The 18,689-nt window shown below is 38.1% G+C and carries 22 protein-coding genes and 1 tRNA gene; 3 read left to right on the forward strand and 20 right to left on the reverse strand.

What is annotated here, in order from left to right; all coding sequences use genetic code 11:
- Positions 1 to 32 precede the first annotated feature (32 nt).
- The 3 genes from HMPREF2979_RS00845 to HMPREF2979_RS00855 form a co-directional block, all read right to left on the reverse strand.
- Entirely contained in the window at positions 33 to 407 is a 375-nt protein-coding gene (locus tag HMPREF2979_RS00845; RefSeq protein ID WP_004183576.1) for a MerR family transcriptional regulator, read from the reverse strand.
- A 174-nt stretch (positions 408 to 581) separates the two neighbouring features.
- Positions 582 to 1,085 (reverse strand): FUSC family protein, encoded by a 504-nt coding sequence (locus HMPREF2979_RS00850; protein WP_002884568.1) that lies wholly within the window; start codon positions 1,083 to 1,085, stop codon positions 582 to 584.
- A 191-nt stretch (positions 1,086 to 1,276) separates the two neighbouring features.
- Positions 1,277 to 2,476, reverse strand: a complete 1,200-nt coding sequence (locus HMPREF2979_RS00855) for a phosphoglycerate kinase (RefSeq protein ID WP_002884739.1) — start codon at positions 2,474 to 2,476, stop codon at positions 1,277 to 1,279.
- 141 nt (positions 2,477 to 2,617) lie between these two features.
- On the opposite strand from HMPREF2979_RS00855, the gene HMPREF2979_RS00860 reads away from it, so the two are divergent.
- On the forward strand, positions 2,618 to 3,322 hold the full coding sequence (locus HMPREF2979_RS00860) for a hypothetical protein (RefSeq protein WP_070654674.1): 705 nt from the start codon (positions 2,618 to 2,620) through the stop codon (positions 3,320 to 3,322).
- Positions 3,323 to 3,433: 111 nt separating this feature from the next.
- Here HMPREF2979_RS00860 and gap read toward each other — a convergent pair whose 3' ends face one another.
- The 10 genes from gap to rsgA all read right to left on the reverse strand — a co-directional run bounded on the left by gap (position 3,434) and on the right by rsgA (position 13,336).
- Positions 3,434 to 4,444, reverse strand: a complete 1,011-nt coding sequence (gene gap / locus HMPREF2979_RS00865; protein WP_002884461.1) for a type I glyceraldehyde-3-phosphate dehydrogenase — start codon at positions 4,442 to 4,444, stop codon at positions 3,434 to 3,436.
- 187 nt (positions 4,445 to 4,631) lie between these two features.
- Positions 4,632 to 6,713 carry an elongation factor G gene (gene fusA / locus HMPREF2979_RS00870; protein WP_002884537.1) on the reverse strand — a complete coding sequence of 694 codons (2,082 nt, stop codon included), beginning with the start codon at positions 6,711 to 6,713 and terminating at the stop codon, positions 4,632 to 4,634.
- 211 nt (positions 6,714 to 6,924) lie between these two features.
- Positions 6,925 to 7,395 carry a 30S ribosomal protein S7 gene (rpsG, locus tag HMPREF2979_RS00875; protein WP_002884746.1) on the reverse strand — a complete coding sequence of 157 codons (471 nt, stop codon included), beginning with the start codon at positions 7,393 to 7,395 and terminating at the stop codon, positions 6,925 to 6,927.
- Positions 7,396 to 7,413: 18 nt separating this feature from the next.
- Positions 7,414 to 7,827, reverse strand: coding sequence for a 30S ribosomal protein S12 (gene rpsL / locus HMPREF2979_RS00880; protein ID WP_002884809.1), 414 nt, complete (start codon positions 7,825 to 7,827; stop codon positions 7,414 to 7,416).
- A gap of 228 nt (positions 7,828 to 8,055) precedes the next feature.
- Positions 8,056 to 8,871 (reverse strand): pur operon repressor, encoded by an 816-nt coding sequence (gene purR / locus HMPREF2979_RS00885; RefSeq protein WP_022495960.1) that lies wholly within the window; start codon positions 8,869 to 8,871, stop codon positions 8,056 to 8,058.
- A gap of 93 nt (positions 8,872 to 8,964) precedes the next feature.
- On the reverse strand, positions 8,965 to 9,906 hold the full coding sequence (locus tag HMPREF2979_RS00890; RefSeq protein ID WP_002884679.1) for a 3'-5' exoribonuclease YhaM family protein: 942 nt from the start codon (positions 9,904 to 9,906) through the stop codon (positions 8,965 to 8,967).
- Positions 9,896 to 11,170: a DNA recombination protein RmuC gene (locus HMPREF2979_RS00895; RefSeq protein ID WP_014635068.1), complete on the reverse strand. Its 1,275-nt coding sequence runs from the start codon at positions 11,168 to 11,170 to the stop codon at positions 9,896 to 9,898. Before HMPREF2979_RS00895 ends, HMPREF2979_RS00890 begins: the two co-directional genes overlap by 11 nt.
- A gap of 1 nt (position 11,171) precedes the next feature.
- Positions 11,172 to 11,804 carry a thiamine diphosphokinase gene (locus HMPREF2979_RS00900; RefSeq protein WP_070654676.1) on the reverse strand — a complete coding sequence of 211 codons (633 nt, stop codon included), beginning with the start codon at positions 11,802 to 11,804 and terminating at the stop codon, positions 11,172 to 11,174.
- Entirely contained in the window at positions 11,797 to 12,456 is a 660-nt protein-coding gene (gene rpe / locus HMPREF2979_RS00905) for a ribulose-phosphate 3-epimerase (RefSeq protein ID WP_014635070.1), read from the reverse strand. Before rpe ends, HMPREF2979_RS00900 begins: the two co-directional genes overlap by 8 nt.
- A gap of 7 nt (positions 12,457 to 12,463) precedes the next feature.
- Positions 12,464 to 13,336 (reverse strand): ribosome small subunit-dependent GTPase A, encoded by an 873-nt coding sequence (gene rsgA, locus HMPREF2979_RS00910; RefSeq protein WP_022495977.1) that lies wholly within the window; start codon positions 13,334 to 13,336, stop codon positions 12,464 to 12,466.
- Between the two features lie 137 nt (positions 13,337 to 13,473).
- Here rsgA and HMPREF2979_RS00915 point away from each other — a divergent pair.
- Positions 13,474 to 13,556, forward strand: a tRNA-Leu gene (locus tag HMPREF2979_RS00915).
- Positions 13,557 to 13,595: 39 nt separating this feature from the next.
- On the opposite strand, the gene rsmA is transcribed toward HMPREF2979_RS00915, so the two are convergent.
- From rsmA to trxA, 5 genes are all read right to left on the reverse strand, one after another.
- Positions 13,596 to 14,468, reverse strand: a complete 873-nt coding sequence (rsmA, locus tag HMPREF2979_RS00920; protein WP_070654679.1) for a 16S rRNA (adenine(1518)-N(6)/adenine(1519)-N(6))-dimethyltransferase RsmA — start codon at positions 14,466 to 14,468, stop codon at positions 13,596 to 13,598.
- A 126-nt stretch (positions 14,469 to 14,594) separates the two neighbouring features.
- Positions 14,595 to 15,155 (reverse strand): ribonuclease M5, encoded by a 561-nt coding sequence (gene rnmV / locus HMPREF2979_RS00925; RefSeq protein WP_070654681.1) that lies wholly within the window; start codon positions 15,153 to 15,155, stop codon positions 14,595 to 14,597.
- Positions 15,148 to 15,924 (reverse strand): TatD family hydrolase, encoded by a 777-nt coding sequence (locus HMPREF2979_RS00930; protein ID WP_070654691.1) that lies wholly within the window; start codon positions 15,922 to 15,924, stop codon positions 15,148 to 15,150. Before HMPREF2979_RS00930 ends, rnmV begins: the two co-directional genes overlap by 8 nt.
- Positions 15,925 to 15,977: 53 nt before the next feature.
- Positions 15,978 to 16,409 (reverse strand): CoA-binding protein, encoded by a 432-nt coding sequence (locus HMPREF2979_RS00935; RefSeq protein WP_070654683.1) that lies wholly within the window; start codon positions 16,407 to 16,409, stop codon positions 15,978 to 15,980.
- A 65-nt stretch (positions 16,410 to 16,474) separates the two neighbouring features.
- Positions 16,475 to 16,789 carry a thioredoxin gene (trxA, locus tag HMPREF2979_RS00940; RefSeq protein WP_002884315.1) on the reverse strand — a complete coding sequence of 105 codons (315 nt, stop codon included), beginning with the start codon at positions 16,787 to 16,789 and terminating at the stop codon, positions 16,475 to 16,477.
- 195 nt (positions 16,790 to 16,984) lie between these two features.
- Here trxA and HMPREF2979_RS00945 point away from each other — a divergent pair, with 195 nt between their 5' ends.
- Positions 16,985 to 17,767 carry a protein-ADP-ribose hydrolase gene (locus HMPREF2979_RS00945; RefSeq protein ID WP_070654685.1) on the forward strand — a complete coding sequence of 261 codons (783 nt, stop codon included), beginning with the start codon at positions 16,985 to 16,987 and terminating at the stop codon, positions 17,765 to 17,767.
- Between the two features lie 34 nt (positions 17,768 to 17,801).
- Here HMPREF2979_RS00945 and HMPREF2979_RS00950 read toward each other — a convergent pair whose 3' ends face one another.
- Both HMPREF2979_RS00950 and traF read right to left on the reverse strand, forming a co-directional pair.
- Positions 17,802 to 18,215 carry an acyl-CoA thioesterase gene (locus tag HMPREF2979_RS00950; RefSeq protein ID WP_070654687.1) on the reverse strand — a complete coding sequence of 138 codons (414 nt, stop codon included), beginning with the start codon at positions 18,213 to 18,215 and terminating at the stop codon, positions 17,802 to 17,804.
- 17 nt (positions 18,216 to 18,232) lie between these two features.
- Positions 18,233 to 18,568, reverse strand: coding sequence for a DUF6568 family protein (traF, locus tag HMPREF2979_RS00955; RefSeq protein WP_070654689.1), 336 nt, complete (start codon positions 18,566 to 18,568; stop codon positions 18,233 to 18,235).
- Positions 18,569 to 18,689 lie beyond the last annotated feature (121 nt).

An 18,689-nucleotide genomic window follows, 5' to 3' on the forward strand; every position in this document is an offset into this window, starting at 1 on the left:
ATAAAAACCAAAAATAAAAGTTCAAAGCGTAATTAGATACGCAAGTTACCAAATTGTTGTGACGGGGTCGTAAAACGGCCTTGCTGAAGGAGTTCATCATGCAAGATACGTCGAACGTCCGCATCTGTTAAAGCCGCTTGTTTTTGTTGGGCACGAACTTCACGCTCTTCGTACTCATGCTTAATCGCTGCAATATTGTAACCATCATCCAAAAAATCTTTGATTTCCAATAAACGATCCATATCATTTAATGAGTACATACGACGATTTCCAGCTGTACGTTCAGGTTGAATTAAACCTTGATCTTCATAGTAACGAATTTGACGAGCAGTTAAATCCGTCAATTTCATAACTGTTCCAATCGGAAAAACAGCTAGAGAACGCCTTAATTCTTTCTCTCTTGCCATGATCATCCTCCTTTCCTAACAATTATATTCTGAATATTTCTACATGTCAACAGTTTATGTTACTTTTTCTTACACAATAAGCAATTCCCGAACATTATATTGTGTATTCGCTCTAATTTAAGGATTTTATCAAAAAAAACATAAAAAATAGAGTTCAATAGAACCCTATCATTCTTATTTTAAGTGTTTAAGTAACCAATCATAATCATAATTGACAAGGATTGCTATAAAGACTCCACAGAAAGTTTCAAAGACTCGAGCAATCACATAAGTGAAGGTATTATCAGGTGGAATAGACAAGGTAATAATCAGAAGTGCAGCCACTCCTCCAATAACACCAGATGCATTATTAAAGGACACATTAATGACAATCGTCAGCATTGTCAAAATCGGAACCAATAGCAAGGTCACCCAAACTGAATGATTAAACCACATATTCACAAAGTAAAATAATAGCGACAAAAGCCCTCCAACCGTATTCGCAAAAATACGTGACTTACCAAACTGAATACTTCTATCAAAGTTTTCTCGAAGACTAAAGACTGCTGTCAAGCAACCAATCTGAAGCCCTTCCCACCCTAAAGCAGAAAAAAGACCTAAAACTAGAAAGACAGCAATCCCCGTCTTAAGTGTACGCATACCAAATTTAAATTTTTTCGGTTCAAATTTCAATCCCATTTTACTATTTTAACATGATTATGAAACTTTTGGCTACTTCTACAGTATTATGCCGCAAAGTTCAAACTAATAATCGCAATTTTTTGAGAGAAATTTACTTCCCAATAATAGTTTTAGCCTCTATCAAACAAATACTCAATGAGATAACACAAAAAAGAGTTGGTTCCCCAACTCTTTTCATTCTAATAGACTTATTTATCAGTAAGTGCAGCCAATCCTGGAAGTTCTTTACCTTCAAGAAGTTCCATAGAAGCACCACCACCAGTAGAGATCCATGAGAATTTATCTGCACGTCCAAGGTTGATTGCTGCGGCAGCTGAGTCACCACCACCGATGATTGATTTAACGCCTGGTTGTTTCACGATTGCGTCCATCACACCGATTGTACCAGCTTGGAAGTCAGGGTTTTCAAATACACCCATAGGACCATTCCATACAACTGTTTTCGCACCAGTCAAGGCTTTATCGAATTCAGCAATTGATTTAGGACCGATATCCAAACCAAGGAAACCTGGGTCTACTGCTTCACCTTCAGTGTCTTTCACTTCAGTGTAGTCAGCAAATGCATTAGCTTCTTTTGAGTCAACTGGCAAGATCAATTTACCATTTGATTTTTCAAGAAGAGCTTTAGCAACATCAAGTTTATCTTCTTCTACAAGTGAGTTACCAATTTCGATACCTTGTGCTTTGTAGAATGTGTAAGTCATACCACCACCGATAAGAACTTTATCAGCTTTTGCAAGAAGGTTTTCGATAACACCAATCTTATCAGATACTTTAGAACCACCAAGGATAGCTACGAATGGACGTTCTGGAGTTTCAACTGCTTCTTTGATGTAAGCAATCTCGTTTTCAAGAAGGAAACCAGCAACAGCTTTATCAACGTTTGCTGAGATACCAACGTTAGATGCGTGTGCACGGTGAGCTGTACCGAATGCATCGTTTACGAAGATACCATCTCCAAGTGATGCCCAGTATTTACCAAGTTCAGGATCATTTTTAGATTCTTTCTTGCCATCAACATCTTCAAAACGAGTGTTTTCAACCAAGAGAACTTGTCCATCTTCAAGAGCGTTAACAGCTGCTTCCAATTCAGCACCACGTGTAACACCTGGGATAAATTTAACGTCTTGACCCAATTTAGCAGCCAAGTCAGCAGCTACAGGAGCAAGTGATTTGCCTTCTTTATCAGCTTCTTCTTTTACACGTCCAAGATGAGAGAAGAGGATTGCACGTCCACCTTGTTCAAGAATGTACTTGATAGTTGGAAGGGCAGCAGTGATACGGTTATCGTTAGTGATCACGCCATCTTTTACAGGTACGTTGAAGTCAACACGAACGAGAACTTTTTTCCCTTTCAAGTCAACATCTTTAACAGTCAATTTAGCCATTTGATCAGACTCCTTAATTTTTTAATACGTTTTCATTATATCACAAAATGCATAAAAGAGATAGCAAAATCAGAAGGATTTCTAGCTTATTGCTAGTATAAGGCATTTAGCATATAATCTAAATAGAAAGGTCGAATATCCATGAAAAAACAGCTAAACAAGAAGCAGAAACAAGCTGACCATGATCTAAATGTAATACTTATTCTTACCCTTGTTCCTCTGCTCCTCTTTCTTACTCTTAAACCAACTCTTTTTTCATACACTAACCAAACCTCAGTACCGCTATGGCTGCGATTAATCTTATTAGCTAGTTGTCAATTTGCCATCGCAGGCTTAGGAACCAGCACTGTTATGCTTTATCGCAAAGAATCTTTCAGACACTTTGGATTAATCACCAAAAATCTAGTTACCACCCTTTTTCAATCTCTTCTTGTAGCCCTACCACTTATCATATTTAAAGGACTTACTCATCAGATTCATTCCTATCTACCTCTTCAATCAATACAATTAACAAAAGAAATAATGAGCCAATCATTTCCTAGTAATATCCTGGCATACCTATTCATCTGTCTTATTTGGGGATTCTGGGAAGGATTTAACTATGTAGTCATCGCTGAAAAGATACGCATACGTTTTCCATCTCCTTACATTTGGTTAGATAGTGGGGCAATAACTTGTGCGATTTTTTGCCTCCTTATCCATGGAATTATTGGTTTTGATATCTATACCCTATTTGAATCACTTACCGTTTTTATACTTATTTATGGTATGCTAGCTATACAAAAACATAATAAAAACGCCTGGGGTTGTGTCCTGCTCTTTCTACTCATTTGGAATGCCTTCTAGCTTATTCATAAATCACAAACCTACTGAGATTATAACAGCCTATTTATATGGCTGTTTTATTATTTTGGAAAATAAAAAAAGAGCCGAAGCTCTTCTTTTTATACAATTGAATTATTTAGCGATTTTCGCGAAGTATTCAAGAGTACGTACAAGTTGTGAAGTGTATGACATTTCGTTGTCGTACCAAGAAACAACTTTAACCAATTGTTTACCATCAACAGTTTGTACTTTAGTTTGAGTTGCATCAAACAATGAACCGTAAGAAATACCTACGATATCTGAAGATACGATTGGATCTTCAGTGTAACCGAATGATTCGTTTGAAGCTGCTTTCATAGCTGCGTTCACTTCATCAACAGTAACGTCTTTTTCAAGAACTGCTACCAATTCAGTAACTGATCCAGTTGGAACTGGAACACGTTGTGCAGCACCGTCAAGTTTACCGTTCAATTCTGGGATAACCAAACCGATAGCTTTAGCAGCACCAGTTGAGTTAGGAACGATGTTTGCAGCACCAGCACGTGCACGGCGAAGGTCACCACCACGGTGTGGTCCGTCAAGGATCATTTGGTCACCAGTGTAAGCGTGGATAGTAGTCATCAAACCTTGTTTAACACCGAAGTTATCTTGCAATGCTTTAGCCATTGGAGCCAAGCAGTTTGTAGTACATGAAGCACCTGAGATAACTGTTTCAGTACCGTCAAGGATATCGTGGTTAGTGTTAAATACGATTGTTTTAACATCGTTTCCACCAGGAGCAGTGATAACAACTTTCTTAGCTCCACCTTCGTGCAAGTGTTTTTCAGCAGCATCTTTCTTAGCAAAGAAACCAGTTGCTTCAAGAACGATTTCTACACCGTCGTTAGCCCAGTCAATTTGTTCTGGGTCACGTTCAGCAGAAACTTTAACGAATTTACCGTTAACTTCAAATCCACCATCTTTAACTTCAACAGTACCGTCGAAACGACCTTGAGTTGTGTCGTATTTCAACAAGTGTGCAAGCATAACTGGATCTGTAAGGTCGTTGATGCGTGTAACTTCAACACCTTCTACGTTTTGGATACGACGGAAAGCAAGACGACCGATACGACCGAAACCGTTAATACCAACTTTAACTACCATTAGTGATTTCCTCCTTATGAAAATCAAATAAATATAATTTTGAGAGCAAGCTCTCCCTATTGTGAAAAGATTAACTTGAGCGCTTTCAATTCAACCTTTCAACAGTCATATTATATAATTTTTTTCAAAAAATTGCAAATAGAAAAGGCACTTACTTTCATAAGTACCTTAACTTTATAAGTTCTAATTAAGCTTCACCAGAATTTTTCTTGATGATTTCTTCTTGAACTGATTTAGGAACATCTTCATAGTGGTCAAATACCATCATGAATGTACCACGACCTTGAGTTGCAGAACGAAGTGTTGTTGCATAACCGAACATTTCAGCAAGTGGAACATATGCACGAACGATTTGGCTATTACCGTGTGCTTCCATACCATCAACACGTCCACGACGAGCTGTAACGTGACCCATAACATCACCAAGGTTTTCTTCAGGAACAGTGATTGTTACAAGCATCATTGGTTCAAGGATAGTTGGTTGTGCAGTCTTAGCAGCTTCTTTAAGTGCAAGAGATGCAGCAATCTTGAAGGCAGTTTCAGATGAATCGACATCGTGGTATGAACCATCGTAAAGCTTAGCTTTGATGTCAACCATTGGGTATCCAGCAAGGACACCGTTAGCCATAGATTCTTCCAATCCTTTTTCTACTGCAGGGATGAATTCACGTGGAACCACACCACCGACGATAGCATTTTCGAATTCGAAACCTTTACCTTCTTCATTTGGAGTAAATTCAATCCAAACATCACCAAACTGACCTTTACCACCAGATTGACGTTTGAAGAATCCACGTGCTTGTGTTCCAGCACGGAATGTTTCACGGTAAGATACTTGTGGAGCACCAACGTTTGCTTCAACTTTGTGTTCACGTTTCAAACGGTCAACAAGGACATCAAGGTGAAGTTCACCCATACCAGAGATAACTGTTTCACCAGTTTCAGGGTTAGTTTCAACACGGAATGTTGGATCTTCTTCAGCAAGTTTTTGAAGACCGATACCCATCTTATCTTGGTCAGCTTTAGTCTTAGGCTCAACCATCAATTGGATAACTGGTTCTGGAACTTCGATTGACTCAAGAATAACTTTAGCTTTTTCATCAGTCAATGAGTCACCAGTTGTAGTATCTTTCAAACCGATAGCAGCAGCGATATCACCAGCGTATACTTGTTCAATTTCTTGACGGCTGTTAGCGTGCATTTGAAGGATACGTCCGATACGTTCACGTTTACCTTTAGATGTGTTCATTACATATGAACCTGATTGAAGGATACCTGAGTAAACACGGATAAATGTCAAACGACCTACAAATGGGTCAGTCATGATCTTGAAGGCAAGAGCTGCAAATGGCTCATCATCAGATGCTGGACGAGTTTCTTCTTCGTCTGTATCTGGGTTGATACCTTTGATTGCAGGGATATCAAGTGGACTTGGAAGGTAATCGATAACCGCATCAAGCATCAATTGAACACCTTTGTTCTTGAAGGCAGAACCACAAAGAACTGGGAAGAATTCAACGTTGATTGTTGCACGACGGATAGCTGCTTTCAATTCCTCGTTAGTGATTTCTTCACCTTCAAGGTATTTCATCATCAAATCTTCGTCAGTTTCAGCAACTGCTTCGATCAATTTTTCACGGTATTCGTTTGCTTGATCAACGTAATCAGCTGGAATATCTTCTTCAAGAATATCTGTACCAAGGTCATTAGTATAGATTTCAGCTTTCATTTTAATCAAGTCAATGATACCACGGAAATCATCTTCAGCACCGATTGGCAATTGGATTGGGTGTGCGTTTGCTTGAAGACGATCGTGAAGTGTGCTTACTGAGTAAAGGAAGTCTGCACCGATTTTATCCATTTTGTTGGCAAATACGATACGTGGAACACCATACTCAGTTGCTTGACGCCAAACTGTTTCAGTTTGAGGTTCTACACCTGATTGTGAGTCAAGAACGGTTACGGCACCATCCAATACACGGAGTGAACGTTGTACTTCGATTGTGAAGTCCACGTGTCCTGGTGTATCGATGATGTTAACGCGGTGACCATCCCATTGTGCTGTTGTAGCGGCAGATGTGATTGTGATACCACGTTCTTGTTCTTGCTCCATCCAGTCCATTTGTGATGCACCTTCGTGAGTTTCACCGATTTTGTGGATTTTACCAGTGTAGTAAAGGATACGCTCTGTTGTAGTTGTTTTACCGGCATCGACGTGGGCCATGATACCGATATTACGAGTTTTTGCAAGTGAAAATTCGCGTGCCATTAGGTTATTCTCCTATAAATATTTTAGTTTACTTATTTATTATAACATTATTGTCAAAAAACGGATAGGCAGGACCTACCCGTTTTTTCACTAATATTTAACTGGTTTTCAAATGATATGAATGATATTATTTGAATTCAGAGTCAGCCTATTACAAATCCATAATCTTAGCTTATGAATATATGACTGTAATTCAGCTTGAAGCTTATGATTACCAGCGGAAGTGTGCAAAGGCACGGTTTGCTTCAGCCATTTTGTGAGTATCTTCACGTTTCTTAACTGATGCACCAGTGTTGTTTGCAGCATCCATGATTTCTTTTGCAAGACGATCTTTCATAGTGTGTTCACCACGCGCACGTGATGCGTTAACCAACCAACGAAGACCAAGAGTTGTACGACGTTCTGGACGAACTTCAACTGGGACTTGGTAGTTTGAACCACCGACACGACGTGCACGTACTTCAAGTACAGGCATGATGTTGTCCATAGCTGTTTCAAATACTTCAAGAGCATCGTTTCCAGTTGCTTCTTTGATTTGCTCGAAAGCATCGTATACGATTGTTGCAGCAGTACCACGTTTACCGTCAAGCATTACACGGTTGATAAGACGTGTAACGATTTTTGAATTGTACAATGGATCTGCCAATACTTCGCGTTTAGGCGCTCTATTTTTACGACTCATTTTATCTTATCTCCCTTCTTATCCTTTAGGACGTTTAGCACCGTATTTAGAACGGCTTTGTTTACGATCAGCTACACCTGCAGTATCAAGTGCACCACGGACGATGTGGTAACGTACCCCTGGAAGGTCTTTTACACGTCCACCACGGATAAGAACAACGCTGTGTTCTTGGAGGTTGTGTCCGATACCTGGGATGTAAGCAGTAACTTCGATAAGGTTGCTCAAACGTACACGAGCGAATTTACGAAGGGCTGAGTTAGGTTTCTTAGGTGTCATTGTTCCAACACGTGTTGCAACACCACGTTTTTGTGGTGAAGATACGTTAGTTTGAACTTTTTTGTGGCTGTTGTAACCAACGTTCAAAGCTGGTGATTTAGATTTTACAACTTTTGATTGACGTGGTTTACGAACCAATTGGTTAATTGTAGGCATCTACATTCTCCTGTGTTTTTTTATTTTTGGTTGATATGGCACTTGGTGACAGCCCATATCTGTGTGTACTTTTGCAACTTATGTCAGCACGTCTCTGTACACTTTTGAGAGACCAAAAGTAAAAAGTACCGTCTAATATAGTATCATTTTTTGATGATTATTGTCAAGACTTTCTTGTTAAAAAGAAAAATTCCTAATCGTTAAATTAGGAATACTATCGTAGATTACTTATTTGTCAAAAATATTACCGACTTCAACTTCTACCTTCTGTGCTTTTACATCGATGTCAGAAACAGTAAGTAATGATTTATATTCATGGATATCACGATCGCCTTTAGCATTTTCTGCGAATACAGCTACACCTACTAACTCACTATCAAATTCTGAAAGCAAGCTAACCATACCCGTAATGGTACCGCCACCTTTAAGAAAATCATCGACAATAAGGACGCGGCTATTTGGTTTCAAACTACGTTTTGAAAGGAACATTTTTTCAATACGATCACTTGAACCACTAACGTAGTTTACCGATACAGTTGAACCTTCTGTAATTTTCAAGTCACGACGAACAATAACAAATGGAATATTCAAGACATCTGCTACTGCATTTGCTAAAGGAACTCCTTTGGTTGCAACTGTCATAACGGCATCAATTTTTTGTCCCTTAAAGGCACTAGCAATGATACGACCAACATTTTTCAAAATAGACGGTGTACTCAATAAATCAGATAGGTAGAGATAACCACCTGGTAAGATACGATCACTCTCGGAAAGACGCTTACAAAGATCTTCAACCAGACTTCTTGCATCTTCATCAGAAATAGTTGGTGTAAACATAACGCCGCCAGATGCACCCGTTACTGTTTCGATTTCTCCTATTTGACTTTCCTCAAAAGCTTTTTTAATGATAGCAACATCTTCTGAGATTGAAGACTTTGCAGCTTCATAACGCTCTGCAAAGGTGTTGAGGCTTGTCAATTGATAAGGATTATTAATCAGGTAGTTTGAAATAACTACCATGCGCTCACTTCGTTTTAATTTCATATGTTACCTATATTTTCTGTACTTTTTAACTATTATACCATAATACAGCAAAAAACGAACATTTTTACCTAGAATGCTCGCTTAATTTCGATTTTAATCAAATTTTGGCTTGTAGAAGGAACGATTATCCATAGCAAAGAGACGATTTGTCATTTCTCCTGGACCTACTAGGTTAAGGGCTGTCGTCATCATCATCATACTGGCATCAAGATTATCAATCATATGAATAATTTCTGCTTCCATAATACGGGGGCGCACTGGACTACCATACTCTAGTTGTCCGTGGTGGCTGAGAATGACATGACGCAAAACAACGACATCCTCACGCGTATCGTCAATATTGAGCTCCATGAGCACCTTAGTGATTTCTTCATCAATCAAAGCAATATGACCAATCAAGTTTCCACGAACCGTATACTCAGTATTTTCAGGACCAGTAAGTTCAATAACCTTAGCTAAATCATGAAGCATAATTCCGGCAAAGAGTAGACTCTTATTGAGCTCTGGATAAATATCTCCAATGCTGTCCGCTAAGCGAACCATAGTAGCTGTATGATAGGCTAGGCCACTTTCAAAGGCATGATGATTTGTTTTAGCAGCTGGAAAAGTGAAAAACTCTTTATTATACTTGCGATAAAGGGCACGAACAACACGCTGCCAAGTTGCTTCCTCAATCTTGAAAATCATTTGCTCTAGGTATTCGCGTACTTCGGAAGGATTTACTGGTGGTTTCTCTTTGAAATCAGCCGGATCATTTGGCTCACCAAATGTAGGCAAGCGTAAGGTAATTTGGTTTACCTGAGGAGTATTATTATAAACCTCTCGACGGCCCTCCATATGCACTACTTTACCTGCGGTAAATTCTTCGACATTATAAGGCTGAGCATCCCATAGGTTCCCTGAAATCTCACCAGTATCATCCTGGAATGTAAAGGCAATGTAATCCTTTCCTGCTCTTGTCTTACGTACCTCTGCACGCTTAATCAGATAAAAACCTTCAAAATACTCGTCTTTTTTCATTTGATTAATCTTCATGCTTGTCCTCGTTTTCTAATCGTGGTAAATCCAACAAACTTTGTGTCGCACTGTCTTGATAGGTTTCAATTGTATCAAGAGCTCTAACAATTGCCCTACTCCTTGTGTTGAGAAGACTATCGACTGTTTTACTCGCTGTATTCAATTGTTTCTGAGCTTTAGCTAACATATCTCCAAACCTGCTAAATTCTAGTTTGACGTTACCTAAAATCTTACTAATATCATCCGCATTCTTTTGAATATTCAAAGTTCTAAATCCTACAGACAATGAATTCAAGAGTGCTGATAAGGTTGACGGCCCTGCGATAACAATATTCTCCTCGCGACGAAGGGCGTCAAAGAAGGCTGGTTGGCGTACTACCTCAGCATAAAGTCCTTCTGTCGGCAAAAATAATATGCCAAAATTTGTAGTTTCAGGTGGGTTAAGATACTTCTTGTTAATATCCTTTGCAAATCGTTTAATACTAGTCAAAAGTGACTTACGGTGATTCTCAATCTCCTCTTTATTACCAGACTCATAAGCATCTTCCAGACGATAGTAATCTTCCAAAGGAAACTTAGAATCAATGGGAAGGTAGATATATTCATCTTTATGGTTTCCTGGCATTTTGATTGCATATTCAACTCGTTCACTTGAACCTGATACCGTAGGAAATTCTCGCTCGTACTGATTAACAGTCAATATGTCTTCAATAATTTGCCCTAATTGAAGCTCTCCCAAAATACCTCGTGTTTTTGTATTTGAAAGGACCTTGTTAAGACTTCCAACATCCTTGGCTACATTTTTCATTTCCCCCAAGCCCTGGTTAACCGACTCTAATTGTCTTGAAACCGTCTCAAAAGAGGCTTGTAAACGTGTTTGTAAGGTTTGCTCAAGTTTCTCTTCAACTGTCTGACGCATTTGTTCCAGACGTTTCTCATTGGAATCTTGCATATCTTTAACCGCTTTGGTTAAGCTTTGGTTTATTTGCTCAAGGCGTTGGTCGGAGCGGTCTCGATTATCAGACAAATTTTGATGTAAAACCTCTCGGATATCTGTCAACTGTTGGTATAGTTCCATCTGCAATTGGTTCAATTGCTTTGTTGTTTCCAGTTGGTTTGTCTTAGCAAAACTTTCCAATTGAAACGAAACTTGATCTGAAAGATTATCTGCATTTTCTTCCAAACTCTTATTAATCTGTTCTTTTAACTCCATATTCTTCAGGAAAAGAGCAATAAGAATTCCTAAGCTTAATAAAGTTAAAAGTGTAAGTAGATAGATCATACTAACTCCTATCTTTAGTCTGGATGACAATCACATATCCATTTGGCACAAGCACTTGAATCGGACCATCAACGAATTCATTGCTAGAATAGATTTTCTTCTGGAAATAATTCATACTAGTTAATTCGTATTTTGCTCCCAAAATCGTCAGTTCTCCATCACCTTCATGTAAAAAAGAAACATATGTCATTCCGGGTTCTGATAAAACTTTATGACTTCCTTCTGGATAATAAGTAATCTTATTTTGCTTATCTCGCAAACAGATACGCCTCATAAAAGGAGCTAATTCAAGATCGCTGACCAAAAATATATTTGATAACATATGATCAATTCTGCCACCAAAAGCACCGAAAATAGTTACTTCCGCCTCAGGATATAACTGAAATATAATTTTTAGGGCTAACTCTGTATCCGTATCATCCTTTTCAGCTGGAGCAATCATACAATCTTTGGCAGCTGATTGAATCATCTCTAACTCTGACCGAGATACTGAATCAAAGTCTCCGACAGCCAAATCAAGAGGTAAACCTAACTCCAACAAACGTAAGCACGCGCGATCCACCCCAACAAAATAATCAAAATCGGTAGTGAACCACTCTAGCTCACCACCGACAAATAAAGCTATTTTAGGCATCGATAGCATCACGAAGCGTTTGAACTTGCGCTGTCAAATCAGGATTTTTGAAGAGGTAAGAGCCAGCTACAAAAACATTAGCCCCCGCCTTGGCACATGCTGCAATAGTGTTATTATCTACACCACCATCAACTTCAATATCGAATGAATAACCACCTTTTTCACGAAGCTCCACAACACGCTCTACTTTAGACATCATTTCTGGAATGAACGCCTGACCACCAAAACCTGGATTTACAGTCATGATAAGTACTTGATCCACTAAATCAAGTACAGGAATAAGTGCCTCAACTGGGGTTCCAGGATTAATCACAACACCTGCTTTCATACCAGCAGCTTTGATTTTCTGGAGGGCACCATGGATATGCTTAGTGGCTTCAACATGAATGGTCATGATATCTGCACCAGCTTGTGCATAGGCATCCACATAACGCTCAGGATTAACAACCATAAGGTGGCAGTCAAAAACTAACTTGCTGTGTTTACGCATGCTAGCAACCACATCTGCTCCCCAACTGATATTAGGAACAAATTGACCATCCATAATATCAATGTGAACATATTCCGCACCTGATGCATCAATACGAGCTAGTTCTGAAGCAAAATTAGCGTAATCAGCAGCTAGGATAGAAGGAGCAATTTTATATGACATGAGAGACCTACTTTCTTTTTACAGTTTTTTTATATGTTTCACGACGATTTTCAATTTCACTTAAGAATTGAAGGTAATTATCATAACGGACTTGCCAGATCTGGCCATTTTCAACCTCATCCTTAACAGCACAAGAAGGCTCATGGGTATGAGTACAAGAACGGAATTTACAGCCATGACTAGCTTGACGGATTTCCGGAAAAGCTTCACTCAAGTCCTCTGCATTATCCACTTCATAATCTAGCGAAGAGAATCCTGGTGTATCAGCAATCTTCCCACCATGAACGTCATAAAGACTTACAGCCCTTGTAGTATGACGTCCACGACCTAGACTGTCTGAAATCTCACCTGTTTCTAAATGTAACTGTGGGGCAATACGGTTCAACAAGGTTGATTTTCCAACACCTGTCTGTCCCATAAAGACTGTTATTTTATCAGTCAAGAGCGGCAATAGGTCTTCCAAACTGAAGATAAAATCAAAACCAATTTTTTGATACTGTTTTTGAATAGCTTTCATTTCTGAATCATCTTCAACCAAGTCCATCTTAGAAATATAGATTACAGGCTTTATATTTTTATGCTCTAGTAAAACCAAAAAACGGTCCAAAAGATTACTGTTAAAATCCGGTTCCTTGGCAGACATAATAACCACAGCCTGATCTATATTGACAATGGGTGGACGCACTAAACTATTGATTCGTTGACCAATTTTTAGGATATAACCTTCTGAATTTTCCTCTGCTGAAAATTCAACAAAATCTCCAACATAAGGTGTTTGTCCTTTTTTTCTAAAATTTCCTCGTGCACGCGTTTGGTATACAACACCATCATGCTCTACATAATAGAAACCTGCCAGTGCTTTGATAATTCTTCCTTGCAAGTGAACTCCTCATTCGTTTAATAGCCCTATTATATCACAAATTAGAAAGCTTTTCTGGAACAAAAAAAACTGATCTTCCATTTCCCATGGACCTCCTTGCATTTTCAATAAATTGCAGTATAATAGGCATATCATCTGCGGAGGTGGTGGAATGGCAGACACGCATGCTTCAGGCGCATGTGCTTTTTCAAGCGTGAGGGTTCAAATCCCTTTCTCCGCATAGCTAAAAATCCCACTGAGATTCAGTGGGATTTTTGAATTATAGGCCTGCTTCTCTCAAAGCATCTGATAAGTGTGCAAAATCAGAAATAGATAAAGCCTCTCCACGAATAGAAGGTTTTATATCTGCAATTTCCAAAGCCTGCTCAAGTTTGGCTCTCACTTCTTCAGATTTACCAAAATGATTTGTTAAATTATTCCACAATGTCTTACGACGATGGACAAAGCTAGCCTTAGCCACTCGGAAAAGGAAATCCTCATCTTTAACTTCAACCAACGGTTGTTCACGACGCGTCATCTTCAAAATGGCTGAGTCAACATTAGGGGCTGGTACAAAGACTGTGCGAGGAACAATGAATGCCACTTTAGCGGTCATGTAATACTGAACGGCAATTGATAGAGAACCATAAGCCTTACTATTAGGCTCTGCAGAAATGCGGTCAGCGACTTCTTTTTGCATCATAACGACAAATTCTGCAAAAGGAATCTTACTCTCAATCAAATGCATCAAGATTGGCGTCGTAATATAATATGGCAAATTGGCTACGACCTTAATTGGTAGTTCTGGATTTTTAAATTCTTTTACTCGTGTCTGTAAATCCGCCTTGAGAACATCTTCGTTAATCACGTTAACATTATCATGATCACGTAATGTATCCTCTAAAATTGGAACCAAGCGATCATCAATTTCAAATGCCATAACTTCCGCAGCATTTTCAGCCAAGAATTCTGTTAATGCTCCGATACCAGGTCCAATTTCGATCACATTGACATTTTTATCAATCTCTGCCGTATCAACAATTTTTTGTAAAACATTTGTATCTGTTAAGAAGTTCTGTCCGAAAGACTTCTTAAAGGTAAAGCCATGGCGTTCAAGGACAGCCTTGGTCACGCTATAATCTGCAATTCTCATTTATTCTCTTTTCTTATTAATTTCACGATTTTTATATTTGGACACAAAACAAGTCCAGGTCCTTAATTATCCCAACCTCTATAATAAGCTACTTAATAGCGATTTGATTTTAAGATTACTGGTAGTCTAGTAATTTGACATAGCCTCTTCCAGCTCCTCTAGAGTAATTCCAAACAATTCCAAACGTTTTAGAAGCTGCTTTCCATTGCAATAACCAATACGAAGCGCCTCGCCCAAATATTCTCGACGCTTTCGACTATCTACTCCCATTAGTAGTCCTAACTTCATAAGATTTGATTTACTAATATCAAACTGATTATCATCATCGTAACTACCTAGAACTCCAGATAAGGCCTTTTGAAAATCCTCAAAACTCGCATGCTCAACACCCAATGAACGACCTTTAGTCTTAGACTTTGGTGTTGCTTCCCCACGGTTTAAAAAAGCATGCTTTGCTGTCGGAACAGCTTCCATGATGATTTTACGGATACGTTCACCATTATAGTCTGGATCAGTAAAAACAATCACTCCGCGTAAGTCATTAAGCTTATTGATACGCTCTAAGTCGTCTTCATTGATAGCAGAGCCTCTAGTCTCATAGGTATCCACCTCATAAAAGCGTCTCAAATTTGCCGTATCATCCTTACCTTCTACCACGATGACTTCTTGAATTTTTATTTTATTCATCCAGCCCAAAAATCCTCATCGCATTATCATAGGTAGCCCTAGCAACCTCTTCACTTGTTAAACCACGAAGCTCAGCAATCTTGTCTACTACGTAACGTGTATAGCCTGTACGATTCTCTCGACCACGTTTGGGAACGGGTGCCAAATACGGTGCATCCGTTTCAACCAGAATCTTATCTAAAGGTAACTTCTGAGCAGCTTCTTGGACATCCAAAGCCTTCTTAAAAGTTACAACACCTGAAAATGAAATCATCATCCCAAGATCAACAAATTTTTGAGCCATTTCTAAGGATCCTGAGTATGAGTGCATAATCCCTCCACGAGGACCAACACCAACTTCTTTAATAACAGCGTAAGTATCCTCAAGTGCATCACGTGTATGGACAACAAAAGGTAAATTGTGTTCCTTTGACAAAGCTATTTGACGCTTGAAGACATCAATTTGAATCTCTTTAGGATCTTCCATCCAGTAATAATCCAAACCGATCTCCCCAAGTGCCACTACTTTCGGATTATCCAATTGTGATACAATCATATCCTCAATTTCCTGAGAATAGGACCCTGCTTCCGTAGGATGCCATCCAATAGTACTATATAGTTGATCATACTTCTCTGATAGTGCTAAAGATTTATCAATTGTTGGCTTATCAAAACCAACAATATTCATTTTAATAACACCTAGTTCAGCTGCAAAATCTATTTCTTCTTGTTCTTTTCCTGCAAAATTATCCACATTAAGATGGGTATGCGTATCAAAAATTTCAATCATAGGTCTATTATAACAAAAACGAGCGAGCATAGCTCACTCACCTTTTCATTTTATTAAACAAAGAGTCGCATATATTCAATCTTTGTACAACGATTCATTACAATATTCTGTCTATTCGCTTGACGAAGAATAGTCTCAGCCTCCTCATTCTCAAGACCAATTTGACTCCAAAAAACTTTTGCATTCGTTTCAAGAAAATCATAAGCAACATCTGGTAAAAACTCACTTCGTCTAAATACATCAACAATATCAATCGAAAATGGGATATCTTTAAGATAAGCATAAACATGCTCTCCAAGAAGCTCCTGGCCTTCTAGTTTGGGATTTACTGGTATGATACGATAACCAGCAGCTTGTAGAAAATGAGCAACCTGATAAGATGCTGCCTCCTTACGATGAGATAAACCAACAATTGCAATCGTCTTTGCTGATTTTAAATAAGATTCTATAACCTCAGCACTAGGATTTTGAAATGAATAAGACATAAGACTCTCCTCGTCGTTCGAATAAATTAAAAATAAAAATCCCTAAACGGGACTGTGAAGATTAGTTAGCTAAGCTCTGCAACGATAGCTTTAATTTGTTCTTTTGTATGTACACCTGCAACTTGCTTAACAACCTCACCATCTTTTTTGAAGAGTAAAGTTGGAATAGACATAATTCCAAACTTCTGAGCTGTTTCTGGGTTCTCATCAACATCAATTTTAACAATCTTAAGTTCATCCTCTGAAATCTCTTCAGAAAGTTGCTCAAGAATTGGTGCTTGCATCAAGCAAGGCCCACACCAAGTTGCCCAAAAATCAATCAAAACGAGTCCTTCAGCTGTTTCTTGTTCAAATGTAGCATCTGTTACTACTTGTGTCATATATTCATCCTCCTAGACATTATAAAACTTTTGTAGACCTATTCTATATGATTCTAAAGGCCATTGCAAGAATTTGATACATACATAAAAAATTCTTATCAAATATTAGTCATTGCCTATCATAGACATCACTTGCTCACAGCCTATCTTGGGAGTATAATAATAAAAAAACTATAAAAATAGAAATGAGTAAATATGGATAAAGATGCAATGATTACCTATCTCATAGGTGAACTCAAAAAAGAAAATCTAGAATTACATGATTTGATTATCCCAGAAGAACTCGAAGAAAAGCAAAAGCTTCTCAGAGCGCTCTTTAATACACGTAAACCAATGGCGGCATCAACACAATTCTTGACAATACAAGACCTTTACCTACAAGTTAGGAAAGGGGAACGTGGATTTGTACAACTCAGTTCACTCCAGCCTATCCCTCAAGATGATCGAATCTACCTCTGGAAGGGTGATATTACAAGACTCGAAGTAGATGCAATCGTAAATGCAGCTAATAAAACCTTACTAGGATGTATGAAACCACTTCATGATTGTGTAGATAATGCTATTCATACATATGCAGGTGTTCAGTTACGCCAAGCTTGTTTCGAACTCATCTTAGAACAAGGATATGAAGAACCCGTTGGTATGGCTAAAATCACTCCAGCTTACAACCTTCCTTCTGCTTTTGTCATTCATACTGTAGGTCCGAAAATAGTAGACCAACCGACACAAATTGATGAGGATCTTTTAGCAAAAAGCTATCTCTCAGTATTAGCACTAGCCGAGAAAAATAACATTGAATCAATAGCTATTCCATGTCTATCAACTGGAGATTTCAATTTTCCAAAACAAAAAGCTGCCAAAATCGCCATTCAAACAGTCAAAACCTTTATTGATGAATCAAGTATAATAAAAAAAGTTATATTTAACGTGTTTGATGATGAAAATTTAACAATTTATCAAAAACTCCTTGCTGAATAAAAAAAGAAGAAAATCAAAATGATTTTCTTCTTTTTTATTGCATAACTGAATGCTCTTTTAAAAGATTAAAAAATGAGGGATAATCTCTTTTAAGATTAACAAAACCACCATCCTTAGACAAGAAACTATGTTCAGAAGCAGCTGTACAAACAAGAACACCATTCTGATTTACCATATGGTATACAAAAGAAAGTTTAGCAGATTTAACACTTTTAACATTAATCTCAATAGAAATCTCATCTGCAAAAGTAGAAGTAGCTTTATAGTCACAGGAAATTGAAGTAACAGGAGAGATAATTCCCTCCTCTTCAATTTTTTCATAAGGCCAACCTATCTCTCTTAGAAAAAAAGTTCTAGCCTCTTCCATCCATCGTACATAATTAGAATGATGAGTAATACCCATTCGATCTGTTTCATAATACTGGACCTCGTGTTTACAGATAAACATAAGAACCTCCAAGAAGATTAAGAAATAAAATCTAGAATGTCATCCTCAGAAAGAGAAGAGTCGCAAACAACCTTAGCAGTTCCATTTTCTGAAACAAATAGGGCTGGAACGGTAGCAATACCATATCTTTTACGCAAAGCTTGGATATCTTCAAGTTCTTCACTATTTTCACTATTAATATAGAAAATAGTAAGATTTGAATTACAAGCAACATTTGATAATTTAGGTTCAAAAAGTTGACAATATGGACAAGAAGGACGGCCAATAAATAAAATAAACTTATCTGTAGAAGAAATTTTATCTTTAGCAGTAGAAATCGAAATAGGTGTAAACTCTGATGCAAAATTCGACATAATAATACCTCTCAATTAAAATATAACCATATCATATCTGAAATTTAGAGTTTTAACAAGTAAATAACTTTACAAAAAAAGCTAGACCTACGTCCAGCAATGAAATCTATACTCCGCCAGT

The organism is Streptococcus sp. HMSC078H12 (assembly GCF_001814615.1).
GTDB classification, from domain to species: Bacteria; Bacillota; Bacilli; order Lactobacillales; family Streptococcaceae; genus Streptococcus; species Streptococcus salivarius_F.